Source organism: Acidisoma sibiricum, assembly GCF_057837225.1.
This window is the reverse complement of record NZ_CM174445.1, coordinates 3,134,343-3,158,704: the sequence shown is the minus strand read 5'-3', so window position 1 is coordinate 3,158,704 and position 24,362 is coordinate 3,134,343. Positions and strand designations below refer to the sequence as shown.

The window sequence follows — 24,362 nt, the reverse complement described above, 5'->3', positions numbered from 1 at the left end:
TACAAAGACATTTGCTCAGAGAGTAATATGTTCGCAGGCCTGTGCGATGCACAAAAAGGCGATGGCTGGTTTGTTGTTGTCTCGGCAACGCGCTCGCCCTGGAAATCCTTCATATTTAAGGACTTTCACGCTGGCGTGATCACAAATCGCAGCAAATGCGCCATGCTTGCGTCACAATCCGGGCGGCATACTGACAGGGCACGCAGCACGCATCCCGTCAGGCCCTGGTCGTCGGGCTAAAGACGCCGGAAGCGCGCGATGAAGAACCCATCCAGGCCGCCCTCGTCAGGCCAAAGTGCGGGATGCGTGCGCACATACCCTTCCCGAGTCACGGCCGCTTCCAGGCCGGGAACCTCGGATCGCCGGATCGGGTCAGCCTTCAGCGGCAGCCAGCTCAGCGCATGCGCGACGCGGTCCGGCCCTTCCTCCGGCTGCATCGAACAGACGGCATAGACCAGCCTGCCACCGGGTTTGAGCAGGGCGGTGGCCGCGGTCAGCAGCCGGTCCTGCGTCGCCGCGAGCGATGCGAGATCGCCGCGCTGCTTCAGATAGGGCACGTCCGGGTGGCGGCGGATGGTGCCGGTCGCGCTGCAGGGCGCATCGAGCAGGATGGCGTCGAGCGGTCCGTCCGGCTGCCAGGTGGCGGCATCGGCGTTGACGATGGCGGCTGAGAGGCCGAGTCGCTCCAGATTGGCCGTGAGCCGCGGCAGGCGGGCGGCACTCACCTCGATCGCGGTGACGCGGGCCCCGGCCGCCACCAGCTGCGCGGTCTTGCCGCCAGGGGCGGCGCAGAGATCAGCGACATGCTCGCCGGGCTGCACGGCAAGAAGCGTCGCGGGCAGGGCGGCGGCGGCATCCTGCACCCAGGCGCGGCCGGCGACGAAGACCGGAATATCGGCGACGCGGGTCCCGGCCGGGTAGCGCACCGAGCCGCTGGGCAGCAGCGTGCCGCCTTCGGGCACCGGCTCGCCGGGCATGAGCGTGATGTCGAGCGGCGCCTCGGTCTGATGGGCGGTGGCGATGGCGCGGGCGTCGCGGCCCCAGGCCGTCCACAGCCAGGGGGGTGTGTCCAGGCGCGGCCCGTCCAGCTCTTCCAGCGCGGCCTGCCCGTTTTCAGAGACGCGGCGCAGCACGGCATTCACCAGGCCCGCGAATTTCTCCATGGCGCGGGCGCGCGTCAGACCGACCGCGGTCGCGACCGCGGCATGGGCGGGCGTATCCAGAAACAGCAGTCCGGCCGCGCCCAGCCGCAGGATATGCATCACCAGCGGCGGCGGCACGCGCTTCAAATAAGGGTCCAGGACCGTGTCGATGGTGCCGCGCCGGCGCAGCGTCGCGGCCGCCAGCCGATGGGCGGCGGCGCGGTCCCGCGCATCCATCGCGGGCAAGGCGTCGAGCGCCTCTTCCAGCGAGCGGTGCCGGTCCAGCACCGCAGACAGGAGGGAGAGAGCGGCCGAGCGCGTCGGGTCGGCGGCGAGGGGGGAGAGTTTGTCGTCGTGCTTCACGCGCCGCCTATACCGCGTTCTGATGATTGCGACCTGCGCGAAGCACGCTATGAAGACCGGCCCTGAGGAGAAGGCTGCGTATGGACCCGATACAAGCGATCGTCATTGCCGTGGTGCAGGGGGCGACGGAACTTTTCCCCGTCAGCAGCCTGGGACACGCGGTGGTGCTGCCCGCGCTGCTCGGCTGGCATCTCAACGAGAACGGCAACACCTTCCTGCCTTTCCTCGTCATGCTGCATGTCGGCACCGCCGTGGCCCTGCTGGGCTTCTTCTGGCGCGACTGGCTGGCCATTCTGCGCGGCCTCATCGGCATCGGCTCCCCTCATGAGGTGGCGGAGGCACGCCGCGTGTTCCTCCTCATCGTGATCGCAACCATCCCGGTCGTCATTCTGGGCGGCGGGCTGGAGCATCTGCTGCGGCGCGTCTTCGCAACCCCGCTGATCGCCGCGATCTTCCTCGTCGTGAACGGGCTGGTGCTGCTGGTGGGCGAGAAGCTGAAAGGCACGCGGCCCGGCACATTGCCGCTGGCGAAGCTTGGGCCGAAAGACGCGTTCATCATCGGCTGCTGGCAGTGCCTGGCCTTGATTCCTGGCCTTTCGCGCTCGGGTGCCTCGATTCTGGGCGGTGTGCTGCGGGGCCTGGATCATGAGGATTCGGCCCATTTCTCCTTCCTGATCGCCCTGCCGGTGATCGTGGCCGCGGCCGTCCTGGAAATCCCCAAGCTGATGCACGACCAGGCGGCCCAGGGCGCCATGAGCCTGGCCGTGATCGCGGCCGTGGTCGCGGGCGTGACGGCGCTGGCCAGCACCGCCTTCCTGATGCGCTGGTTCCGCGGCCATCAGAGCTGGGCGATGACACCCTTCGCCATTTATTGCATTGTGGCGGGCGTGCTCTCCGCAGGTTACCTCGTCATCACAGGTTAAAGACGCGTTTCATGAAACGGTGGATTCTGGCAGCGAGCGTGGTTCTGCCGCTGGCCATCACGACGCCGGTGACGGCCGCCGAGGACCCGATCAACCTGGCCGCCGCGCCGATCGGCCGCACCGACCTGCCCTGGTGGCGGGAGCGGTTCGACCGCAGCCTGGATCGCGTCCACCAGGGCCATGTCAATCTGATCTGGCTGGGCGACTCGATCACCCAGAACTGGGAACTGGCCGGGCCGGAACCGTTTGCGAATTACCGACCGGTCTGGAACCGCTTCTATGGCGACCGCGCGGCCGTCAATATGGGTTTCCGCGGCGATACCACGGCCAATGTCATCTGGCGGCTGGACCATGGCGAGGTCGCGGGCCTGAACCCGCGGGCGCTGGTGCTGCTGATCGGCGCCAATAATTTCGGCCATGTCCATTGGAATGCCGCCAAAAGCCTGGCCGGCATCAATGCCGTCGTCCATATTCTGCGCCATAAACTGCCCAATACGCAGATCCTGCTGCTGGCCGTGCTGCCGAGCGAACGGTCACCCTGGATTAGCGAGAATACGGACGCGCTGAATGCCATGCTGGCGGCGTCCTATCGGGACCGCCCCTATGTCACCTTCATGAATGTCGGCGGCCTGTTCTACCGCGACGGCCATCTCAACCGGGCGCTTTATCTCGACCCGCATCAGGCAGTGGTCGCAAGCCACGAGCCGGGCGTGACCACGGCCAGCGTCAATAGCGTGGCGCTTCACCCCGATGCCCAGGGCATGGCGCTGATCGCGGAAGCGATCGAGCCGGTGCTGCACAGGCTTATGGACGACCGCGATCATCGGCGCCTGCCAGCGGGCTGAGCGGAGCGGCGGCGGACGGCTGTCGCAGGAAGCGGTGCTGCCGCTGCGGCGCCGCCCATTTCGCCCCGAGCCACCACTGCCAGTCATCCAGCAGAAGCGTGCAGGCCGCACCCAGCCGGTGGCGAAACGCGCGATAGGGCGGGTCCGCCTCTAGCTGGATGATCCGCGGCAAAGCGCGGCCTTGCGCGGCACAGGCGGCGCGCATCGCGGCATAGTCCTGCTCGAAGCGGGCTTTCGCCCAGGCGATGAGCTGGTGATCATAGGCCAGATGGCGGTCGAGTGCGGCGTCCAGGACAGGGTCGGCCGAGACCCGGCCTTTGGATTCCGAGACATTCAGCCGATGGTAGGACAGCTCGCGCCAGCCGAGCCGATAGGCCAGGAGCTGCAGCGAGTCTTCAAACCGCTCGGTGCAGCCCGCCAGTTCCATGGCGGCGAAATTGGCCTTCGCCTCCTCCAGGTCGCCATCGTCCAGGGGACCGGTGAAGCGGTTGGCGGCGAAGCGGGTCTGCGGATTGTCGGCGTCGCTGCCGTCGAACAGGCGGTGATTGTCGAGAAACAGCCGCAACGCCTCGGGTGAGGTCATCTCGATGCCGCGCTGCCCGAGTTCCTCAAAAAACTGCCGGCTGGCCTGGCTGTCGCGGCGGTGACGCAGGGCATGGGCGAAGCGGGAGAGGAGCACGGATCTGGGTGCGCGGAAGAAGGTGATGAAGCGCGTGCGCGCATTCACGGCGCCGGCATCGCGGTAATGGCCGTAGGGCGCATGGCCGGACACGAGGGCGAAGCCGCGATGCTGCAAATGGGTCAGGTCCGGCCGCCGCCGCCGCATGAGATAGCTGCGGCGGTAGCCAAGCCGGTCGCTGAGCGCCCGGAACAGGCTGGTGCCGGCGGTTTTCGGGCAATGGCAGAAGACGAGGGTGAAGGGCCGGATCAGCGATGGTGGCGGGCGCGTGGCTTTGATGACGGAAGCGCGGCCGGTGGGGATCAGCGCGCGGGCTGCCACCAGTCCGGCGGCGAGGATGCCGATCTGATCCAGATAACCGATATAGGGCAGGCGGTTGGGAATGAGGTCGACCGGTCCGAACCAGTAGCCCGCACCAAGCAGGATGGCGAGTTTTGAGAGCGGGCAGACACGCGAGAACACCGCCGCACGGCAGAGGAGTGCGGATTCGAGCCGGATGCGGTGGGCCAGGACTCGCAGCGCCTTCCACCAAACGAAGAGCCAGCAGGAAATCATGTTCTGGAAACAGCACAGGTTTGGTGGAATATTCTCCTTCCAGAATGCTGCCGGTCAATGACTAGTTTTGGGCGGACACCAGCAAAGGCCGGTTGCTGAAACAAGGATTGTGACACCGTGATACAAAGTGCAGCCAGGGGCAGGAACTATCCGGTTTCAGGCTCATGCCGGCAGTTCCTCGACTCGGACTACAGCCAGCCGCGCATCTTGAACCAGATCAGCGGCAGCACGGCCGACAGCACGATCATGGTGATGCCGTAAGGATAGCCCCAGGCCCAGTTCAGCTCAGGGATATCCTTGAAGTTCATGCCGTAGATGCTGGCGATGAGGGTCGGCGGCACACCGACGACCGACACCACGGTCAGCACCTTGATGATGTTGTTCTGCGCATTGTTGATCAGGCCCAGCGTCGCATCCAGCAGGAACTGCAGCTTGTTGTTGAGATGCGCATCGTAGTCGCTCAGCGAACTGATATCCTGTCGCAACGATTTCAAGCGATCCCGGTTTTCCCGGTCGATCCAGGGTGCGGCGATCTGCCCGACATAGGGCAGGATGCGGCCGACGCCGAGCAGGCTGTCGCGGATGCTCGACATCAGATCCGCCGCCCGGCCCAGGCGCTTGAGGACGTTCTGCAATTCGTTGTCCAGCCGCCGGCCGTGTTTGGGGCCGGGGCCGGCTTCGCTGAAGATCTGTTTCGAGACGGCGTCCAGCTCGTCCCGCATATTCTCGAGAAGATCCGACATCCGGTCGCTGATGGCCTCGAGCAGAGAGAGAAAGATATCGACCGGCTCGCCGGATTCCATCGGCTTGCGATGCTGGGCCTCCAAGAAATTATGGAAGGCCCGGCTGCGGTTGAAGCGGATGGTGATCAGCTTCTCGCGGTTGAGGATGAAGCCGATCGGCCGGACGTCGGCGGGCTCGTTATCCATCTTGGCCACCAGCGGCATGCTGAGATAGATCGCCTTGCCGTCATAATAGAGCCGGCTGGAGGTCTCGATCTCGCCCAGTTCCTCTTCGGTCGAGATATCGAGGCCGGTTGCCGCCTGGACGCGCGCCTTTTCTTCCTCGGTCGGATTGAGCAGATCGATCCACTGCGCCTGCGACAGATCGCCCTCTTGGGGGAAGTCACACAGGGGAATCCCTTCGCGTGCGGCATAGGCACCGAGCATAGATCTATCCTTCAGTCATTAGATCAAGGAAAACAGGTGGATAGCCGAGCTTGACGGGTCAGGTGATGACAAAATGGCGTCAGCCGGCAGAAAATCGACTAGGGGTTGCTATGATCGTTATTTCCGACCTTCGCGAGAGACCGGAATTTCTGGAGCGTGTCGCGGCCCGCCTATGGCATGCCTGGTGGCAGGATAGCGAGATGGATCTGCCTGCCTTCGGGTCCTTCGTGGCCCGCGGCCTGGGTGATGCGCCCGTTCCCTCGGTCTTCGTCGCGCATGAGGGCGATACGTTCCTCGGCACGGCCAGCATCATCGAGGACGACCTTGACGTGCGTCCCCAATATCAGCCCTGGGTCGCGGGAGTCTGGGTGGAGGAGGCGGCGCGCGGCCGGGGTATGGGCGCCGCTCTGGTCCGGCAGGCTGCTGGCGCGATCTTTCGCGCGGGCTACCGCCGCGCCTATCTCTACGCGGGCGCGCACCGCGTCTCCTTCTACACCGGTCTCGGCTGGCAGACGATCGAGACCGAGGTCGGGCCAGAGCGCGTGACGGTGTTCGCGCTCGATGCGCCGGGCGTCTGACCGCTCAGGCGTAGGGCGGCTTCGTATGGCCGGCCGGTGACAGGGTGAAAATCTCGCAGCCAGTCTCGGTGATGCCGATCATATGCTCGAACTGGGCGGAGAGGCTGCGGTCCTTGGTGACCGCGGTCCAGCCGTCGTCCAGGATTTTCACCTCCGGCCGGCCGGCATTGATCATCGGCTCGATGGTAAACACCATGCCGGCGCGGAGTTTCGTGCCCGAGCCGGGGCGGCCATAATGCAGCACGTTCGGCGGCTCGTGAAAGCGGCGCCCGATGCCATGGCCGCAGAAATCGCGCACGATGGTCAGGCGCTGCGGCTCGACGAAGCTTTGGATGGCATGGCCGATATCGCCCAGCGTATTGCCAGGGCGGGCGACCGCGATGCCGCGCATCAGCGATTCGTAGGTGATGTCCATCAGCCGCTTGGCCTTGATGCTGGGCGTGCCCGCCGCATACATCCGGCTGCTGTCGCCATACCAGCCATCCAGGATCACGGTGATGTCGATATTCAGGATATCGGCCTCCTCCAGATGGCGGGGACCCGGAATGCCGTGGCAGACGACATGGTTGATCGAGGTGCAGGTCGATTTCGGGAAGCCGCGATAGTTCAGCGGCGCCGGCACGGCCTGATGGTCGAGGATGAAATCGTGGCAGAGCTGGTCAAGCCGCTCGGTCGTGACACCCGGCACCACATAGGGCGCGATCATGTCCAGGGTTTCTGCCGCCAGCCGCCCGGCCGCATGCAGCGCGGGGAAATCCGCCTGAGCGTAAAGGCTGATCTGCCGCACTTCCGTCTCGCCATCCATAACCTGATCTCCAGCGCCTTTCATCGGCCTGCAAGCTGGGGAGAATGCGCTGTGCCTTCGGCTGCGTGCAAGGGCGATGCGGACAGGGCAGGGTTTTCGCTGCGATCGACCGGGGCCCGATGACCGGGCGATGAATGCAGCCGCAGGTGACAATCCCGTCAGTTGCTCCGGCGCGCCGCCTCTGGCAGAGAGCGCCTATGCGCCGACGCACCCTGATCAGATCGATTCCCGCGGCCTCCGCTGCCCTGCTGATGGGCGGTACGGAGGCGGCCATGGCCGCCGGAAGTTTCCAGAGCTTCCTTATGGATGTTGACCGCCAGGCAGCCGCAGCGGGCGTCAGCTTTGCTACGCGGCGCGCCGCGCTGAATGGCTTGCAGCCCAATTCCGACGTCATCCGGCTGGATAATTACCAGCCGGAATTCACCCAGACCTGGGCGCAGTATTCGGCCAAGCGCCTGTCCGCCGCCCGCATCGCGGCCGGACAGCAGAAATACGCCGCCAGCCAGCAGGTGCTGGCCGCCATCCGCACCGAATATGGCGTCGATCCCGGCGTCATCCTCGGCATCTGGGGGCTGGAGACCAATTACGGCAGCTATACCGGCGGCTTTTCGGTTGTGCAGGCGCTGGCGACCCTTGGCTGGAGCAGCCATCGCCCGACCTATTTCCGCTCCGAGCTGATCGCGGCCCTGCGCATTATCGACAGCGGCGCGGTCACGCCCCAGGCCATGACCGGCTCCTATGCCGGGGCCATGGGCCAGCCCCAGTTCATGCCCAGCGTCTATCTCAAACTGGCCGTCAGTTTTTCGGGCCAGACGCGTCCGAATATCTGGACCAATGTGCCGGACAGTCTTGCCTCCATCGGCAATTACCTGCGTGTCTCCGGCTGGAAGCAGGGTCTGCCCTGGGGTGAACAGGTGATGCTCGGGCCGTCGGCGGACGCGCCGGCGATCGACCCGGATCAGGCCCAGCCGCTGTCCCAGTGGCTGGCGATGGGCGTGCGGCGCTTGCCCGGTCATCCCTATGTTCCCAGCACCTTGGCCGGCCGGGTGATCCAGCCTGATGGCGCCGGTGGCGCGGCCTATCTGGTCTATCCGAATTACAAGGCGATCCGCCGCTACAACCCGTCCGACTATTACGCCCTCTCGGTCGGCCTGCTCGGCAATCTTGTAACCGCATGAAGCCGCTCGCCCTTGCCACGATCGGGGCCGTGATGGCCGTCACCGGCTGCATGCGGGGCGGACCTCCCATCGTCTCGCACCCGCATTACCTGATCGGCGACGGCTACCAGGCCGGCGGCGCCTGGCACTACCCGCGCGAAGACTATGGCTATGACCGCACCGGCCTGGCCTCGGTCTATGGCGACGATGCGCCGCAGGTGACGACCGATGGCGAGGCCTATGACGCGACCGCGCTGACGGGCGCCAGCCAGATTCTGCAACTGCCCTGTATCGTGCAGGTGACCAATCTGCAGACCGGGCGGCAAGTGCTGCTGCGGGTGAATGATCGCGGCCCGGCCAATCCCGGCCGTATTCTGGCGGTGACGCCGCGCGCCGCGCGCCTTCTGGGCATTCCCGCCGATGGCGCGGCCGAGGTGCGGGTCACCATCCAGAAGGATGCGAGCCAGGCGCTCGCCGATTCGCTCGGTGGCGGCATCAAGATCGCGGCCGCGCCCGTCGGCACCTTCCAGGCCGAAAGCCTGGCGCCGCCCACGGGCGTCGCCGCCTCCGGCGCCGTCGTGACGCAGACCGACCGCGCCAATACCGGTTCGATTGCTGAGACGGTGCCGCCGCTGAGGCTGCCCGAGCGCGTGACGCAACTGCCGCCCAGCCCCGGCGCGCTCTATATCCAGTCCGGCAGCTTCGGCAATCGCTACGACGCGTTCCGCCAGTCTGCGCGCCTCTCGGGATTACCAAATACTCATGTGATCGCGATCACAGGGGGAGGGCGGATGCTCTACGGCGTCCAGAGCGGCCCCTATTATACAGTGCCGCAGGCCGATGCGGCGCTTTCGTCCAGCCTCGCCGCTGGCGCCGTGGACGCCACCATCATCGTGCAGTAAGCCGGGCACGCCACTCAGGCCCGCTCGCGCTACGGATCGGAACCGCCTCATGAATACTCGCCGCTATTTGCTTCTTTCGGGCGCTGCTGTCTCCAGCCTAGCCGCCATGCCGGCCTGGGCCAAGCGCAAGAAGGCAGCTGCCAAGGCACCCGGCACCAGCAGTGATGAGGGCGGCCCGGGCACGGCGACGGCCGCGGTGTCCAGCCCCGCCGATACCCCTGTCGGTCCGCTCGATACCGTCGCGACCCATGCCATCGTGATCGACTACAATACCGGCGCCGTCCTGCTGACGAAGGATGCCGATTCGCCGAGCCCGCCGTCCTCGCTCACCAAGCTGATGACGATCTACATCACCTTCCAGCAGTTGAAGGAAGGCAAGCTCACGCTCGGCCAGACGTTCACGATCAGCGAGCATGCCTGGCACATGGGCGGCAGCCGCATGTTCGTGCAGGTCGGCACCGCCGTCACGATCGAGGATCTGATCCGCGGCATCTTCGTCGATTCCGGCAATGACGCGGCGGTTGCCCTGGCCGAAGGCATCGCGGGTTCGGAAGACGCCTTCGTCGCCATGATGAATGCGGAAGCGAAGAAGCTTGGGATGAACAATTCCCACTTCATGGATGCGTCCGGCTGGCCGGCGGATGGACATGTCATGTCGGTGCGCGACATCGCGACCCTGTCCGACCACATCATTCGCGACTTCCCTGACTATTATCATTATGCGGGCGAGCAGACCTTCACCTATAACAAGATCACCCAGCCGAACCGCAACCCGCTGGTCGCGGCTGGGCTCGGCGATGGTCTTAAGACCGGCCACACGGAAGAGGGCGGCTATTCCGAAGCCGGCACCACCGAGCGCAATGGACGGCGCATCATCGTCGTGCTGAACGGTCTGCCGAGCTGGGATTCGCGCGTCACCGAATCGAAGCGCCTGATGGATTGGGCCTTCAACACCTTCCAGGATGTGCCGGTCTTTGCGGCCGGGCAGAGCGTCGCCCAGGCGCCCGTATGGCTGGGCGAGGCGCCCAGCGTTGGCCTGACCGTGAAGGACGGCCTGACGGTGACCCTGCCGAACAACTGGCGGGACACTGTCAAAATCGCGGTGGATTACCCGGCCCCGCTGCCCGCCCCGATTCTGCACGGCCAGAAGGTCGGCCAGATCAGCCTCGGCGGCACCGGCATTCCGCCCGGCCAGACCCTGACCGCCGATCTCGTTGCCGGCACCGACGTGCCCCGTCTTGGCCTGCCGGGCCGGGCCATGGCGCGCCTGAAGCACTTCATCACGGGTGCCTGACATGGGGCTGCGCTCCGGCCGCTTTATCGTCTTCGAGGGCGGCGACGGGGCGGGCAAAGGCTCCGTTCTGGCCGCGGCAGCCGAAGCCCTGCGGGCCGATGGGCTGGACGTGCTGACGACCCGCGAGCCCGGCGGCACGCCGGAAGGCATGGCCTTGCGGAGCCTGCTTCTGTCCGAAGCCGGCGATGTCTGGGACCAGGGTTCGGAGCTGCTGCTGATGACGGCCGCGCGCGTGCAGCATGTGAAGCGCGTCATCCGTCCGGCGGTCGCTTCCGGCCAGATCGTGCTGTGTGACCGCTATGTCGGCTCGACCCTCGCCTATCAGGGCGGCGGACGTGGCCTGTCGCTGGGCTTGATCCGCCAGCTGCATCATGATTTCGTCGGCGACTGCTGGCCTGACCTGACGGTTCTTCTCGATATTTCGCCGGCCGAGGGGCTGCGCCGCAGTCGCCGCCGCTTGGCCGATACCGCAACCGATGAGGGCCGGTTTGAAGGTCTCGCCCTTGATTTTCATGAACGTGCCCGGGCTGGCTTCCTGGCCCAGGCTTTAGAAACACCGGACCGCTTCATGGTCGTGGATGCCGCCCCGCCGCTACCCCTGGTGCAGGCGGATGTCGTGGCCGGGCTCCGGGCCTGGCTGCAAACCGCCCTCACCACAGGATAGACCGCTCATGCGCCGTTTTCTGCTCCCCGTCGCCGGACTCATGATGATGGCTGCGACCGCCGCCGCGTCCGCCGCGCCTGCCGGGTATTCCGCGCTCCCGGATGGCGTGCTGGTGCATGACGATGTCGTCGGCACCGGTCCCACGGCGCAGCCGGGCCAGACGGTCGTCGTCAATTATACCGGCTGGCTTTATGAGAACGGCGAGAAGGGCCAGAAATTCGACAGTTCCTATGACCGCAACCAGCCCTTCAGCTTCGTCCTCGGCAATGGCCAGGTCATCGCCGGCTGGGATGCCGGGGTCGCCGGCATGAAGGTGGGCGGCGAGCGCACGCTCATCATTCCGCCGGACCAGGGTTACGGCGATCAGGGCGCGGGCGGCGTCATCCCGCCGGGTGCGACCTTGATGTTCGACGTCAAGCTGCAGGGTGTGAACTGACGCACCCGGCCCCTCGCGACAATCCCGACCTGCTCGGCCATGATGCGGCCGAGCAGCTGTGGCATGGCGCGCGCCTCAGCGGCCGGCTGCATCACGCCTGGCTGATCACCGGCACGCATGGCATCGGCAAGGCGACACTGGCCTATCGCCTGGCGCGCGCCCTGCTCGCGGGGCGTGAGCCTGATGCCGGGCTGCAGATGGACCCGGCCGACCCGGTCTTCCGCCGCATCGCCGCCGGCACCCATGCCGGGCTGATGGTGCTGGAGCGCGGCGCGGACGAAAAGACCAAGCGCATGCGCCGCGAGATTGTGGTCGATGAGGTCCGCGCGGTGACGCAGTTCCTGCGCCGTACGGCGGGCGAGGGCGGGTGGCGCGTTGTCATCGTCGATGGTGCCGAGGATATGAATGCCAATGCCGCCAATGCGCTGCTGAAACTGCTGGAAGAGCCGCCGCCGGGCGCTTTGCTGCTGCTGGTCTGTCACGCGCCCGGCCTGCTGCCCATGACCATTCGCAGCCGCTGCCGCCGCTTGCGCCTGTCGCCGCTGTCTGAGACCGATGTCGAGACGCTGCTGGGCCGCTACCTGCCGGATCTGGACGTCGAGGCGCGGGCCGAGATGGCGCGCCTGGGGGACGGTTCCATCGGCCGCGCTTTGACGCTGGCCGGCGGCGATGGTCCTGCCATGGCGGCCGAGGTGCATCGGGTGCTGGGCCATCTGCCCACGGGGCTGGCCGCGCTGCATGTGGCTGACACTGTGGCGCGGGACGAGGAGAGTTTCAGCCTCTTCATGGACCTGCTGCGGCAGGCCGTATCGGATGTCGTGCGCCAAGGCGCGCGCGGCCTGCCTAGCAGCCATCAGACGGGCCTGCTTGCCCGCCGTTCCATTGATGGCTGGGGTAAGGTATGGCAGGCGCTGACTCAATTACAGGATGAGACGGAACGCTTCGCCTTGGACCGCCGCCAGGCGGTGCTCGCGGGGCTCGGTCTGATGGCGGGAACATGACCAGAAGCTTCTACGTGACGACGCCGATCTATTACGTGAACGGGGCGCCGCATATCGGCCACGCCTATACCTCGATCGCGGCCGATGTGCTGGCGCGGTGGAAGCGGCTGGACGGGTATGACGTCTTCTTTCTGACCGGCACGGATGAGCATGGCCAGAAGGTCGAGAAGGCGGCGCTCGATGCGGGCGTCGATCCGCAGACTTTTACGGATGAGGTCGCCGAGCAGTTCAAGGCGCTAGCGGTGACGCTCGGCCTCTCCAATGACGATTTTATCCGCACGACGGAAGAACGGCACAAGCGTGCCTGCGCGGCGCTGTGGACCAGACTGGTCGAGGCCGGCGAAATCTATCTCGGCCATTACGAGGGCTGGTATGCCGTCCGCGACGAAGCCTTCTATGGCGAGGATGAGCTGACGACGAATGTCCACGGCATTCGCGTCGCCCCCTCGGGCGCGCCGGTGGAATGGGTGCGGGAGCCGAGCTACTTCTTCCGTCTCTCCGCCTGGCAGGACCGTCTGCTGGCGCATTATGAGGCCAACCCGGATTTCATCGGCCCCAATGCGCGCCGGAATGAGGTCACAAGCTTCGTGCGCGGGGGCCTGACCGATCTTTCCGTCAGCCGCACCAGCTTCACCTGGGGTGTGCCGGTGCCCAATGACCCTGACCACGTCATGTATGTCTGGCTGGATGCGCTGACCAATTACCTGACCGCCACCGGCTACCCGGACCCGGATGCGCCGCGCGCCCATTTCTGGCCCGCGGATGTGCATATGGTCGGCAAGGACATCATCCGCTTCCATGCCGTCTATTGGCCGGCCTTCCTGATGGCGGCCGGACTGCCGGTCCCGAAGCGCGTTGCCGCCAATGGCTGGTGGACCGCGGAGGGCGAGAAGATGAGCAAGTCGGTCGGCAATGTCGTCGATCCCCATGCGCTGATCGGCGAATTCGGCCGTGACGCGGTGCGCTTCTTCCTTTTGCGTGAAATGCCGTTCGGCAATGACGGCGATTTCAGCCGCCGCGCGCTGATTTCGCGCCTCAATGTCGAACTTGCCAATGACCTCGGCAATCTCTGCCAGCGCAGCCTGTCGATGATCGCTAAAAACTGCGAGGGGCGCCTGCCGCCGCTGCCCGAGCCGCTGACCGAGGCCGATGCGGCGCTGCTGGGCCAGGCGCAGGCGCTGCCGGCGCTGCTGGGGGCGGCGATCGAGACACAGGCGTTCCATGTCGCGCTCGAAGAGGCCTGGAAGGTGATCCGCGCCGGCAATGCCTATATCGACCATCAGGCGCCCTGGGCGCTGAAGAAGACCGATATCGTCCGCATGGGGTCGGTCCTGCGCGTGCTGGCCGATGTCATCCGCCATATAGCTGTCGTGCTGCAGCCCTTCATGCCCGACAGCATGGAGCGCATGCTCGATCAACTGGCCGTGCCCGCCGCGGGGCGCACGCTAGCGGGGCTCGCGACGCCGTTGGTGGACGGCACAACACTGCCAGCGCCGCAGGGCGTCTTCCCGCGCTTCGTGGACGAGGTGGTCTGAGCGTGCTCATCGATAGCCATTGCCATCTCGATTACTTCAAGGACGAGGAGCTGGACGCGGTGATCGGCCGCGCCCGCGCGGCCGGGGTGGGGGAGATGGTCTCCATCGGCACCAGCCTGGAACAGTCCCGCCGTATCATCGCGACCGTCGAGGATCGGCCCGGCATCTGGTGCTCCATCGGCATCCATCCGCAGCATGCGCATGAGGAGCCGGTGCCGGCGGTCGAGACGCTGGTTGCGATGACGCAGCATCCCAAGGTGATCGGCATCGGAGAGAGCGGGCTCGACTATTTCTATGACACCGCGCCGCCGGAGGTGCAGAAGGCGGGTTTCCGCGCCCATATCCGCGCGGCCCGGGCGGCCGGTGTGCCTCTCGCCATCCATGCCCGCGACGCCGATGCCGATATCGCATCCATCCTGCGCGAAGAGCGGGAGGCGGGCGGTCCCTTCGACTTCCTGCTCCATTGCTTCTCCTCCGGCCGCGGCCTGGCAGAGGCTGCGATCGACATGGGCGGCTATCTCAGCTTCTCCGGTATCCTGACCTTTCCCAAATCGGACGCGCTGCGTGCGATCGCGGCCGATGTGCCGGCGGACCGGCTGCTGGTGGAAACAGACAGTCCGTATCTCGCGCCGGTGCCCTTCCGGGGCAAGCGCAACGAGCCCGCGCATGTCGCCCATACGGCCGCCAGGCTCGCGGAAGTGCGGGAAATTACGACAGAAGAGCTGACCCAGTTGACAGAGGTCAACTTTCGCCGGCTCTATCCGAAGACGGTCCTGCAGATGGGCGCGGCATGAAGGCCATCGTTCTGGGCTGCGGCGGTTCGGCGGGCGTGCCGATGATCGGCGGGGCGGATGGACGCGGTGACTGGGGCGTGTGCGATCCGGCCGAGAAGCGCAACCGGCGCACCCGCTCATCGATCGTCCTGCAGGGCAATGACAGCCGCCGCATCCTGGTCGATACCTCGCCCGATATGCGCCGGCAGCTGATCGACCACGGCATCCCGTCGATCGACGCCGTGCTCTACACGCATTCCCATGCCGACCATATTCTCGGCCTGGATGACGTGCGCATCCTCAACCGCATCATCGACCGGCCGATGCCGGTGCGGGCGGATGCGCATACCCTGTCCGAGCTGGAGCGCCGGTTCGACTATGCCTTTCTGCCCTGGCGCCCGCCCGGCTTCATCCGCCCGGTGCTGGAGGCCGAGCCCGTGCGCCCCGGCGAGCGCATCACCCTGGCGGGCATGGATCTGTCGATCTTCGAGCAGGATCATGGTTTCGGCGCCACCCTGGGCGTGCGTCTGGGCCGCTTCGCCTATTGCACCGATGTCGTCGATCTGGATGACGCGGCCTGGGAAACGCTGGCCGGGGTCGAGACCTGGCTGGTCGATTGTTTCCAGCGGGAACCGCACCGCACCCATGCCTGGCTCGCGCTGGTGGTCGAATGGGCGGCAAAGCTTGGCGCCCGCCGCACGATCCTGACCCATATGGGCAATGACATGGATTGGGGCTGGATGATGCGCAACCTGCCGCGCGGCTTCGAGCCCGCCTATGACGGGATGGAGATTACCATTCCTGAGTGAGGCTGCGGCCTCTTGCCGGATATGTTGAAGATGCCCGGAGGCTGGCCCATAATGCCGGTCTTCGGAGGGGAACACCGTGTCCGACGCCGCAGCTGAACACAATCTTGATCTCAGGGCGCAGATCGGTCGGATCGATCGGGCTTTGGCTGAGAGTGAAAAATTTCAGGCCGAGCAGCGCAAGCTGATCGCGGAAGCGGCGAAGTTTGAGCGCGAGCGCAGCCTGGCGCCGGTCGTGATCGCGGCGTCGCTGGGGGCGGGCATCATCGCCGGCCTGATCAGCCTGCTCGGCCGTTTCATCCACTGACCTCGGGCGCGGCCAGATGCGGGGGATGAAACCATGGCCATCCTCCCGACGTAGAGTGATGAACAGGAATGTGGAGGTCATGGCCCGATGCTGATCAAACGGCGGCAAGGATGGGAAGCACCCGGACGGGAGATCACGCCGGAGGATGTCTTCTTCGGGCGGCGCAAGGCCATGAAATCCGTGGCCCTGATCGGCGGTGCGGTCGCGGCCGGTGGCCTTGGCCTGTCTTCGGCCCGTGCCGATGATGCGGCCGCTCTTCCCGCTGCCGCCATGCGCTTCAAGCCCGGCCGCGCCCTGACGGCCGAAAAGGTCGCCGAGACCTATAATAATTTCTACGAATTCTCGACCGACAAAGACCTGTGGGAGATGGCGAAGGCATTCCCGCAGCGCCCCTGGTCCATTGCCTTCGACGGCATGGTGGAGAAGCCCTTCACCATTGCCATCGACGACCTGCTGAAGCAGGTCACGATCGAGGAGCGGGTCTATCGCCATCGCTGCGTCGAGGCCTGGGCCATGACCGTGCCCTGGAGCGGCTTTCCGCTGTCCAAGCTGATCGCATTGGCCAAGCCGACGGCGAGCGCCACCTACGTGACCTTTACCAGTGACGCCGATCCCAAGGTCATGCCCGGTCTGGGTGGCTTCATGCCCTGGCCCTATCTGGAGGGGCTGACCATCGCAGAGGCGAATAACGACCTCGCCTTCATCGGCACCGGCCTGTATGGCAAGCCGATGCCGCCGCAGAACGGCGGCCCGATCCGGCTGGTCACGCCCTGGAAATACGGTTTCAAATCCGGCAAGTCGATCGTCAAGATCACGTTCACGGACAAGCAGCCGAATACGTTCTGGGCGCAGCTGGCGCCGGACGAATATGGCTTCTGGGCGAATGTGAATCCGGCCTTTCCGCATCCGCGCTGGAGCCAGTCGCAGGAGCGGCTGATCGGCACCGACCAGGTGGTCGATACGCAAATCTACAATGGCTACGGTGAGTGGGTCGCTTCTCTCTATGCTGGGATGCCGCAGACGCGTAAGCTGTTTATGTGATCCTCGCGCGCATCCTGTCTGTCCTTGCTGCCACCTTCCTGGTGATGGCCTTTGCCATCGCCAGCATCTGGCCGCCCGATACCCTTCTGAAGACCCTGATCGACATGGCCGATGCCGGCTTCGTGCCGGCGCTGCAGAAATTTGCCGCCGCCCAGCTGCCGTCCTGGGCCTGGACGGATGTCGCCTGGCCCCTGCTGCAGCGTCCGGCCTGGCTGCTGCCGACGGCCGTGGGGCTGGTGTTTTTCGGCGGCGCGATCAGCCTGTCCGGCCCTAAGGGCAGCCGTACGCGCCCGCGCCGCTGGCGCAGCTAAACCCCCGCGCCGCTGGCGCAGCTAAACCCCCGCGCCGCTGGCGCAGCTAAACCATAGAGCTGCACCAAGCAGCCAGAGAGCAGGAGGCTCGCATGCCGGACTCCATCCAGAACACGATCGAGAGGGTGACCGCGACGCCCGAGGCACTCCAGCTCATCGCCGAGCTGACGTCGGAGAACGGCGATCTTCTGTTCCACCAATCGGGTGGCTGCTGCGACGGGTCTTCCCCCATGTGCTACCCGAGGGGCGACTTCATGACCGGAGATAGCGACGTCCAGCTGGGTGAAATCGGCGGCGCGCCGTTTTACATGAGCCGGTCTCAGTTCGACTATTGGAAGCATACCCAGATCATTATTGACGTCGTGCCCGGCAAGGGCGGCATGTTCTCGCTCGAAAACGGTCGCGGCGTGCGGTTTTTGACGCGGTCACGGGTTTTCACGGATGATGAGGTGACGGCGCTTTCGCCGGTCTGACCGGAGGCCCCCCTTGCCGCTCTATACGCCGCGCCATTTCCGCGAAGACCGCACCGATGTCCTGCATGGCGCGATCCGCGACTTTCCCATGGCGCAGCTGGTCACCTTCGGCGAGACGGGTCTGGAAGCCACCCCGCTGCCGCTGCTGCTGGACCTCGCCGATGGCGAGCAGGGCGCTCTGCTCGGCCATGTGGCGCGGGCCAATCCGCAATGGAAAACCGCTGACCGGTCGGTGGAGGCGCTGGCCATCTTCTCCGGGCCGGACGCCTATATCTCCCCCGGCTGGTATGAGACGAAGCGCCAGACCGGCAAGGTTGTCCCGACCTGGAACTATGTCACCATCCAGGTGCGCGGCCGGATTTCCTTTGTGGAAGAGCCGCAAGAGTTGTTGGAGATCGTCCGGCGGCTGACGGAACTGCATGAGAACGGGCGCGATGCGCCCTGGGCGGTGGCTGACGCGCCCGCCGACTTCATCGCCAGTCAGCTGCGCGCCATCGTCGGCCTGCGGCTGGAGATCACCGAGATCACCGGCAAGTGGAAGATGAGCCAGAACCGCAGCGAGGCCGACCGCGCTGGTGTGATCGAGGGGCTGCGGGCTGAAGGCGCCCCGGCCGCCGACGCAGTCGCCGAGCTTGTCGCGGCGGCAATGACGGAGGACTAAGTTAAGGAGTCAGCCATTCTGTATTTTATCGGTGGGGCGAGCCGCAGCGGGAAGTCGACTCTTGCATCTCGACTTGCGGCACACGCCGGAATTTCCTGGTTTTCACTCGACGTGTTGCGAATGGGGCTTGCGCGCGGCGCTCCCGAGCTTGGAGTGAATCCAAATGCCGATGATCTGGACGAGGCCGTCCGGCTTTGGCCGATCGTGCGGGCGATGATCGCCAACCTGCTGGACGACGGGCGCCCCTATACCTTGGAGGGTGTCTGCCTCTCGCCGACCCAGGTGGCTGAATTCAAAGATGCCGTGGATGTTCAAATTTGCTTTCTCGGCTATCCGTCGCTAACCGCTGACGAGAAGGCCACGCAGATCATCCAGCATGCTGGAGGGCCAAATGACTGGCTGAGTTCGAAGCCAGTTGAAATGATCAGAAAGCATGCGCGTGAAGGTGTGCAGGTCAGCCAAAGGCTCAAGGATCAGTGCGCCTGCTATGATCTGCCTTTTTTTGATACGGGGTTAGAATTCCAGGGAAGTCTGAAATCCGCAGAAGAGTTTCTGATGAGCCCGCGGAACCACATTCGTTCTTTTGCCCAGATGCTAATGACAGCGCCGCTGGAGCAGGACGACATCGCAGAGCGGGTGCCAGTAAAGCCTCGGGAGACGGGCTTGTAGCCCGGCACCCTCGTCTTTTCGATCGACTCCTTTGTCAGGCTGCCAAGCTCTCCAGCGTCGTGATGATGCCGCGGAGTTCGGCGAGGCCCTTGAGCCGGCCGATATAGGAATAGCCGGGGTTGCTGCGCCGCTCACCGTCGAAGCCGAGCAGATGGCCGTGATCGGGGCGCATGGGGATCTGCACCCCACGCCGTTTCTCTTCGCTCAGAATGATGCCGATCAGTTTCACCATATCGACATCGCCTGTGAGGTGATCCGATTCCGTAAAGGACCCGTCAACGTCTTTGGCAACGTTGCGGAGATGGACGAAATTGATCCGGCTCGCAAAACGCTCGGCCATTGCCAGGACATCATTGTCAGGCCGGGACCCGTAGGAGCCCGCGCAGAAGGTCAGTCCATTGGCGGGCCTGTCCACGGCGCTCAGGATCGCGGCCGCGTCGTCTTGGGTTGAGATGATGCGCGGCAGGCCGAACAGCGAAAAGGGCGGGTCATCGGGATGGATGCCGAGCGAGACCCCGAATTCCTCGGCGACGGGCACGACCTCTTTCAGGAATTCCGTCAGATGGGCGCGCATATCGGCCGGCGTCAGCCCATCGAATTCGGCGATGCGGCGGGCGATCGTCTCCCGCGTGTAGCTGTCCTCGCCGCCCGGCAGGCCCGCGATGATGGTGGTTTCCAGCGTCGCGATCTCAGCCTCGGTCTTGCGGGCGATGACGCCGCGGGCGCGATCGAGCAAAGCGGGCGTATAGTCGCCCTCGGCGCCCGCGCGTTTCAGCACGAAGACGTCATAGGCAATGAATTCCAGAATATCGAAGCGTAGCGCGAGCCCGGTGGAAGGCATGGGGTGGAGCAGGTCCGTGCGCGTCCAATCCACCACAGGCATGAAATTGTAGCAGACGACGGGCACGCCGGCCCTACCGAGGGCCGCGAGACTGTCCTTCCAGGCATCGATATACTGGCGCCAGGGGCCTTGCCTCGTCTTGATGGATGTATGGACGGGGATGGATTCGCAGACGCTCCAGCGCAAGCCCGCGGCCTCAATGGCCGCCTTACGCTCGGCGATGTCCTCCGCCGTCCAGGCCCGCCCGTCATAGATGTGATGGAGCGCGGTAACGACGCCGGTGGCGCCAGCCTGCCGCACATGGGGCAGCGGCACGGGGTCCTTCGGCCCGAACCAACGCCATGTCTGTTCCATATAGCCTCCCAGCGGTATTTGGAGCGGAAGCTCCGCCCTTCGCCCGCCTCCGTCAACCATTGCCCCGCGCGGGGGGCTCGGCGAGAAGAGCATGAGATCCGGGGGAGGATAGAGAGATGAACGAGGCACCGGCACGGGTGGCATTGGTAACGGGCACGACGGGCATCGGCCGCGCCGCCGCGCTGACGCTGGCGCGCGCCGGTTATGCGGTGGCGGCGCTCGGCATCGACCGGGACGGCAATGAGGGGCTGAGCATGCTGGCGGTCGAGGAAGGCCTGACCGTCTTGGTGCAACACGCGGATGTTTCTGACCCCGGCGCCGTCGAAGCTGCCATTGCCGAAACGGTCGCGACCTTTGGCGGGCTGGACGTCATCGTCAATGCGGCGGCGATACATCCCTATGGCGACGCGGTAGAGACGGACCACGAAACCTTCATGCGCTGCATGGCGGTCAATGTCGGGTCCATTCACCTGACGGCCAAATTTGGCGTGCCGGAGATACGGAAGCGCGGCGGCGGGGTGATCGTGAACCTGTCCAGCGTGCAGGGCTTCGCCTGTCAGGCAGGCGTCATGGCCTATGTCGCCTCCAAGGGCGCGATCCATGCGATGACGCGGGCGATGGCGCTGGATTTTGCTGCCGATCAGATCCGCGTCGTCTCGATCAGCCCAGGCTCAATCCGCACGCCCATTCTCACCCTCGCCGCCCAGACTTTCGACGGGCCGGATGCCGATATCGAAGGCGCTTTCGCCCGTTTCGGCGCAGCCCATCCGCTGGGCCGCATCGGCGAGCCGGCGGAGGTCGCCGATCTCATCGCCTTCCTGGTCTCGGACAAGGCAGGCTTCGTGACCGGGGCCGATTTCAAGATCGACGGTGGGCTGACTGCCGGTATCGGAGTCCGCTGAGCGCCGTAGCCATGATCCAATCGGCGCAAGACAAAGGCGGAGGCCCTTTCGGACCTCCGCCTTTGTCAGCTTGAACAGCGCGTGGCGGCGATTAGCCGGCCTGACCCGGCTGCAGCAGCTGGAAGGAGCCAGCCTGTTCGTGATGCGCCGGGGTGGCGGCCAGATCCTGCGTGCCGGCGGTGTTCACCGTCTCACCGGGCTTGAGGAAGACGACGCCGACATGCGCCTGGGGCGCGACAGGCGCGGGGTCTGCGACCGGAGCTGCGGCCTGACCGGGGGTCAAGGTCACGGCGTTGGGGGCCGCATACTGCTGCGCAAAAACGGCGCTGCTGCCGAGAAGCATGAGGCTGGCGGTCGCGGAGAGAAAAAGACCGGATTTCATGAGAGTAAACTCCATAGCTTAAAATTTAGACGTCTTGCTTTACAAATGTGCAATGGCGCTTGACCCCGATATGGTGCAGTGCGGCGGAAGGAAAAATGGAACGCGCGGCATATCATTCATGACTCTGCCGGAAGAAGAATGCCCGGTGTCGCGCCTTCCGGTGGCCCGCCAGACCGGGCGAACAGCTCGAATCTCTCCTGAATCGCCTGGCTTATGCGCGCGGCCTCACATAGCCGCCGACGGATATCGGCCGGATGCATCGTCCGCCGCTGGCCGTCCGACAGGGCTGCCATGACGGTCAGCCGCAGTTCTGTCGCCTCGACCGGTTCTTGAAATGCCATCTCGCTCTCCGCTGCCCAGGAGTTAAGAACAAAACAAGAACTGCGCGGAAACGCAAGAGGGCGACACGGGTGACAGGCAAGTGCCGGTTTGCCGCTGGAGCCACGCATCACGCAGCGATGATTTGCACATTTCGGCGAAGGGGCTGGACCGGCGGGACGTGGAGCCCAGGTGAGACGACGGACATGCGGAGTGTGCGACGTGAACCGAACCTGGTCTTTTGCGACCCTTGCCCTCGGCCTGCCCCTTGGCCTCGCCGGCTGCGACATGATGGGCGCGGCCCCATCCCCCCAGCAGCCTGCCGGCCAGGCTGCGACCGGGAGCGCCAGCCCGATGGCCGGTTCTCTGCAGAGCGGCGCCGGCACGCAGAGCGGGCCGAGCGCGGGACCGGAAGGCGGCGCGACCCAGGCGGGTCTCGGCGCGGGCAATGCGGTGGGTAGCGGCGCCGGGCCGGCGCCCATGCCGGCACCCTGAGCCGCCAGCAGACGGTCGGCCGTTGCCATTCACGATTGCGGGGAAATCTCAGACCAGGCCTCAACAAGATTGCAGTGGCGGTCTGTTTGTGGGCTATAATTGCTCTGCCGATTGGTAGCCAATTGGAAAGGTGGGCCCATGCCATTTGATGGCACGAATTTCCATGAGCGGCCCCCTCAGCCGGGCCCCGAAATGCCGAGCGACAAGGTGCTCAGCCGCTTTGTGCTGTTCATCGCGATCGCCTTGTTCGTGACGCCCTTCTCGATGTTCGGGCTGGTCGATCTCGTCCATTTCATCACGGGCAAATAGCGCGACCGTTATTTGTGCAGGAGGGCGGCGCGGCCCATCAGCCGCTGCGCCAGCAGCACCGGCACGATCGTCAGCAGAATAACGACGCAGACCACGACATTGACCTCCGGCAGATGCTGGCCGAGGCGGATGGCGCCAAAAATCCACAGCGGCAGCGTCGTCTGTGCGCCCGCCGTGAAGGTGGTGACGATGACCTCATCGAAAGACAGCGCGAAAGCGAGCAAAGCCCCCGCGCCCAGCGCACTGGACAGCATGGGCAGGGTGATGAGGCGGAAGGTGCGCCAGGCGCCGGCACCGAGATCGGCCGAGGCCTCGGCCCAGGAGGGCGGCAAGCGGCGCAGACGCGCGATGACATTGTTATAGACGATCACCGTGCAGAAGGTCGCATGGCCGATGACGATGGTGGTGAAGGAGAGTGGAATCCCCCACAGCACGAAGTAGGAGTTCAGCGCCATGCCGGTGAGAATGCCGGGCAGGGCGATGGGCAGCACGACCGCGAAGGCGATGGCCTCGCTCGCGGCCCCGCGCAGCCGGTAGACGGCGAGTGCCGCCAGCAGGCCCATAAGCATGGCGAGGGAAGTTGCCACCACCGCGACTTCGATGGACAGCCATAGCGCCGCCCTGACCTCGGTATCGGCAAAGGTGCGGGCAAACCATTGCAGGCTGTAGCTTTGGATCGGCCAGCCCTGAATGTTCGACGCCGAGAAGGCATAGACCATGATGATGGCGACGGGCACGAACAGAAACAGCAGGATGACGACGACCGAGGCCCAGAGCAGGGTCTTTGCGAGATCAAAGCGCATCGAAGGCCCCGAGCTTGCGGGCGATCATCAGATAACCCGCCATAACCAGCAGCGGCAGCACCGCGAAGGCGGCCGCGAAGGGGATGTTGTTGGAGACGCCGACATTGGAATAGACGACATTGCCGATGAAATCCGACCCTGGGCCGCCCACCAGCAGCGGCGTGATGTAATCACCCAGCGTGAGTGAAAAGGTGAAGATCGAGCCCGCGACCAGGCCCGGCATGGCCAGCGGCACGATGACACGCCGAAACGTCCGCCAGCCCGCGGCCCCCAGATCGGACGAGGCTTCCAGCAGCGACTGCGGAATCCGCTCCAGCGCCGCGAACAGCGGCAGGATCATGAAAGGCAGCCAGAGATAGGTGAAGACGATCCACATCGCCCAGTTGGAATAGCCGATGGCGGCTGGCGGCAGGCCTAAGCCATGCAGCAGCCAGTTGAGCGCGCCGTCATGTGCCAGGATCAGCCGCCAAGCATAGACGCGGGCCAGATAGCTGGACCAGAGCGGCAGCATGACAAGGGCCATCAGCGCCGGCCGCAGCCGGGGGCCGGCATAGCGCGCCATGACATAGGCGAAGGGCCAGGCGAGCAGACCGTCTGTCACCGTGACGGCTGCGGCGATGCCGATGGTGCGGAGCGCGATGCGGCCATAGGTCCAGTCGCCGATCAGCTGGCGGAAATTATCCAGCGTCCAGCCGGGCTGAATCTCCCCCGACAGCTCATCGACGGTATGGAAGGAGGAGATGAACATCGCCGCCAGCGCTGCCAGATAGAACAGCAGAAACCACACCGCCGGCAGCGAGATCAGCGCCGCGAAGCGCAGGCCCGGGCGCCGCCACAGCAGCCCGGACAGGTGGGCAGACGTTGCCATA

Annotated in this window: 30 protein-coding genes; 21 read left to right on the top strand and 9 right to left on the bottom strand. The window is 65.3% G+C overall.

The features are described 5' to 3' along the window. Positions 1–236: 236 nt before the first annotated feature. Positions 237–1,505: an RsmB/NOP family class I SAM-dependent RNA methyltransferase gene (locus AC3G7M_RS15065; protein WP_489212951.1), complete on the bottom strand. Its 1,269-nt coding sequence runs from the start codon at positions 1,503–1,505 to the stop codon at positions 237–239. 80 nt (positions 1,506–1,585) lie between these two features. Here AC3G7M_RS15065 and AC3G7M_RS15060 point away from each other — a divergent pair, with 80 nt between their 5' ends. Next, a complete protein-coding gene (locus AC3G7M_RS15060; protein ID WP_489212950.1) occupies positions 1,586–2,428 on the top strand; it encodes an undecaprenyl-diphosphate phosphatase in 843 nt (280 codons plus the stop codon). A gap of 11 nt (positions 2,429–2,439) precedes the next feature. Continuing rightward, positions 2,440–3,273, top strand: coding sequence for a GDSL-type esterase/lipase family protein (locus tag AC3G7M_RS15055; RefSeq protein ID WP_489212949.1), 834 nt, complete (start codon positions 2,440–2,442; stop codon positions 3,271–3,273). Here the strand turns inward: AC3G7M_RS15055 and AC3G7M_RS15050 are convergent. Both AC3G7M_RS15050 and AC3G7M_RS15045 read right to left on the bottom strand, forming a co-directional pair. Continuing rightward, on the bottom strand, positions 3,233–4,507 hold the full coding sequence (locus AC3G7M_RS15050) for a YkvA family protein (RefSeq protein ID WP_489212948.1): 1,275 nt from the start codon (positions 4,505–4,507) through the stop codon (positions 3,233–3,235). The two genes, AC3G7M_RS15055 and AC3G7M_RS15050, sit on opposite strands and share 41 nt — an antisense overlap. Positions 4,508–4,695: 188 nt before the next feature. Then, positions 4,696–5,676: a magnesium transporter CorA family protein gene (locus AC3G7M_RS15045; protein ID WP_489212947.1), complete on the bottom strand. Its 981-nt coding sequence runs from the start codon at positions 5,674–5,676 to the stop codon at positions 4,696–4,698. A 110-nt stretch (positions 5,677–5,786) separates the two neighbouring features. Here AC3G7M_RS15045 and AC3G7M_RS15040 point away from each other — a divergent pair, with 110 nt between their 5' ends. Beyond that, positions 5,787–6,254: a GNAT family N-acetyltransferase gene (locus AC3G7M_RS15040; RefSeq protein ID WP_489212946.1), complete on the top strand. Its 468-nt coding sequence runs from the start codon at positions 5,787–5,789 to the stop codon at positions 6,252–6,254. Between the two features lie 4 nt (positions 6,255–6,258). Here the strand turns inward: AC3G7M_RS15040 and map are convergent, their stop codons facing one another. Further along, positions 6,259–7,059, bottom strand: coding sequence for a type I methionyl aminopeptidase (gene map, locus AC3G7M_RS15035; protein ID WP_489212945.1), 801 nt, complete (start codon positions 7,057–7,059; stop codon positions 6,259–6,261). Between the two features lie 197 nt (positions 7,060–7,256). Here map and AC3G7M_RS15030 point away from each other — a divergent pair, with 197 nt between their 5' ends. The 15 genes from AC3G7M_RS15030 to AC3G7M_RS14960 all read left to right on the top strand — a co-directional run bounded on the left by AC3G7M_RS15030 (position 7,257) and on the right by AC3G7M_RS14960 (position 19,089). Beyond that, complete coding sequence (locus AC3G7M_RS15030; protein WP_489212944.1) at positions 7,257–8,237, top strand: lytic murein transglycosylase; 981 nt, start codon at positions 7,257–7,259, stop codon at positions 8,235–8,237. Further along, the gene (locus tag AC3G7M_RS15025) at positions 8,234–9,118 is read left to right on the top strand and encodes an RlpA-like double-psi beta-barrel domain-containing protein (RefSeq protein WP_489212943.1); all 885 of its coding nucleotides are present in this window, start codon (positions 8,234–8,236) and stop codon (positions 9,116–9,118) included. The genes AC3G7M_RS15030 and AC3G7M_RS15025 overlap by 4 nt, the downstream gene beginning before the upstream one ends. A 49-nt stretch (positions 9,119–9,167) precedes the next feature. Next, positions 9,168–10,412 carry a D-alanyl-D-alanine carboxypeptidase family protein gene (locus AC3G7M_RS15020; protein WP_489212942.1) on the top strand — a complete coding sequence of 415 codons (1,245 nt, stop codon included), beginning with the start codon at positions 9,168–9,170 and terminating at the stop codon, positions 10,410–10,412. Position 10,413: 1 nt separating this feature from the next. Further along, positions 10,414–11,076, top strand: coding sequence for a dTMP kinase (gene tmk, locus AC3G7M_RS15015; protein WP_489212941.1), 663 nt, complete (start codon positions 10,414–10,416; stop codon positions 11,074–11,076). 7 nt (positions 11,077–11,083) lie between these two features. Continuing rightward, on the top strand, positions 11,084–11,512 hold the full coding sequence (locus tag AC3G7M_RS15010; protein WP_489212940.1) for an FKBP-type peptidyl-prolyl cis-trans isomerase: 429 nt from the start codon (positions 11,084–11,086) through the stop codon (positions 11,510–11,512). Continuing rightward, entirely contained in the window at positions 11,509–12,513 is a 1,005-nt protein-coding gene (locus AC3G7M_RS15005) for a DNA polymerase III subunit delta' (protein ID WP_489216061.1), read from the top strand. Before AC3G7M_RS15010 ends, AC3G7M_RS15005 begins: the two co-directional genes overlap by 4 nt. Then, positions 12,510–14,048 (top strand): methionine--tRNA ligase, encoded by a 1,539-nt coding sequence (gene metG, locus AC3G7M_RS15000; protein ID WP_489212939.1) that lies wholly within the window; start codon positions 12,510–12,512, stop codon positions 14,046–14,048. The genes AC3G7M_RS15005 and metG overlap by 4 nt, the downstream gene beginning before the upstream one ends. Positions 14,049–14,050: 2 nt before the next feature. Further along, positions 14,051–14,842, top strand: coding sequence for a TatD family hydrolase (locus AC3G7M_RS14995; RefSeq protein ID WP_489212938.1), 792 nt, complete (start codon positions 14,051–14,053; stop codon positions 14,840–14,842). Continuing rightward, positions 14,839–15,630, top strand: coding sequence for an MBL fold metallo-hydrolase (locus AC3G7M_RS14990; RefSeq protein WP_489212937.1), 792 nt, complete (start codon positions 14,839–14,841; stop codon positions 15,628–15,630). Before AC3G7M_RS14995 ends, AC3G7M_RS14990 begins: the two co-directional genes overlap by 4 nt. A gap of 76 nt (positions 15,631–15,706) precedes the next feature. Continuing rightward, positions 15,707–15,934: a hypothetical protein gene (locus AC3G7M_RS14985; RefSeq protein WP_489212936.1), complete on the top strand. Its 228-nt coding sequence runs from the start codon at positions 15,707–15,709 to the stop codon at positions 15,932–15,934. Between the two features lie 87 nt (positions 15,935–16,021). Continuing rightward, complete coding sequence (gene msrP / locus AC3G7M_RS14980) at positions 16,022–16,975, top strand: protein-methionine-sulfoxide reductase catalytic subunit MsrP (RefSeq protein WP_489212935.1); 954 nt, start codon at positions 16,022–16,024, stop codon at positions 16,973–16,975. Continuing rightward, a complete protein-coding gene (locus tag AC3G7M_RS14975; protein ID WP_489212934.1) occupies positions 16,972–17,286 on the top strand; it encodes a hypothetical protein in 315 nt (104 codons plus the stop codon). Before msrP ends, AC3G7M_RS14975 begins: the two co-directional genes overlap by 4 nt. 92 nt (positions 17,287–17,378) lie before the next feature. After that, positions 17,379–17,759, top strand: a complete 381-nt coding sequence (locus AC3G7M_RS14970; RefSeq protein WP_489212933.1) for a DUF779 domain-containing protein — start codon at positions 17,379–17,381, stop codon at positions 17,757–17,759. Between the two features lie 13 nt (positions 17,760–17,772). After that, entirely contained in the window at positions 17,773–18,420 is a 648-nt protein-coding gene (locus AC3G7M_RS14965; protein WP_489212932.1) for an FMN-binding negative transcriptional regulator, read from the top strand. 120 nt (positions 18,421–18,540) lie between these two features. Further along, positions 18,541–19,089, top strand: coding sequence for a hypothetical protein (locus AC3G7M_RS14960; RefSeq protein ID WP_489212931.1), 549 nt, complete (start codon positions 18,541–18,543; stop codon positions 19,087–19,089). A 34-nt stretch (positions 19,090–19,123) separates the two neighbouring features. Here the strand turns inward: AC3G7M_RS14960 and uxuA are convergent, their stop codons facing one another. Beyond that, the gene (uxuA, locus tag AC3G7M_RS14955; RefSeq protein ID WP_489212930.1) at positions 19,124–20,284 is read right to left on the bottom strand and encodes a mannonate dehydratase; all 1,161 of its coding nucleotides are present in this window, start codon (positions 20,282–20,284) and stop codon (positions 19,124–19,126) included. A gap of 116 nt (positions 20,285–20,400) precedes the next feature. On the opposite strand from uxuA, the gene AC3G7M_RS14950 reads away from it, so the two are divergent. Further along, positions 20,401–21,186 (top strand): SDR family NAD(P)-dependent oxidoreductase, encoded by a 786-nt coding sequence (locus AC3G7M_RS14950; RefSeq protein ID WP_489212929.1) that lies wholly within the window; start codon positions 20,401–20,403, stop codon positions 21,184–21,186. 91 nt (positions 21,187–21,277) lie between these two features. Here the strand turns inward: AC3G7M_RS14950 and AC3G7M_RS14945 are convergent, their stop codons facing one another. Together AC3G7M_RS14945 and AC3G7M_RS14940 are read right to left on the bottom strand one after the other, a co-directional pair. Continuing rightward, on the bottom strand, positions 21,278–21,568 hold the full coding sequence (locus AC3G7M_RS14945) for a hypothetical protein (RefSeq protein WP_489212928.1): 291 nt from the start codon (positions 21,566–21,568) through the stop codon (positions 21,278–21,280). A 116-nt stretch (positions 21,569–21,684) separates the two neighbouring features. Beyond that, a complete protein-coding gene (locus AC3G7M_RS14940) occupies positions 21,685–21,909 on the bottom strand; it encodes a hypothetical protein (RefSeq protein ID WP_489212927.1) in 225 nt (74 codons plus the stop codon). A gap of 199 nt (positions 21,910–22,108) precedes the next feature. Between AC3G7M_RS14940 and AC3G7M_RS14935 the strand changes: the two genes are divergently transcribed. Continuing rightward, positions 22,109–22,381: a hypothetical protein gene (locus tag AC3G7M_RS14935; protein WP_489212926.1), complete on the top strand. Its 273-nt coding sequence runs from the start codon at positions 22,109–22,111 to the stop codon at positions 22,379–22,381. A 138-nt stretch (positions 22,382–22,519) separates the two neighbouring features. Next, positions 22,520–22,690, top strand: a complete 171-nt coding sequence (locus tag AC3G7M_RS14930) for a hypothetical protein (RefSeq protein ID WP_489212925.1) — start codon at positions 22,520–22,522, stop codon at positions 22,688–22,690. Positions 22,691–22,698: 8 nt separating this feature from the next. Here AC3G7M_RS14930 and AC3G7M_RS14925 read toward each other — a convergent pair whose 3' ends face one another. Next, positions 22,699–23,493 (bottom strand): ABC transporter permease, encoded by a 795-nt coding sequence (locus tag AC3G7M_RS14925; RefSeq protein ID WP_489212924.1) that lies wholly within the window; start codon positions 23,491–23,493, stop codon positions 22,699–22,701. Then, the gene (locus tag AC3G7M_RS14920; protein ID WP_489212923.1) at positions 23,483–24,361 is read right to left on the bottom strand and encodes an ABC transporter permease; all 879 of its coding nucleotides are present in this window, start codon (positions 24,359–24,361) and stop codon (positions 23,483–23,485) included. Before AC3G7M_RS14920 ends, AC3G7M_RS14925 begins: the two co-directional genes overlap by 11 nt. Position 24,362: the final 1 nt, after the last annotated feature.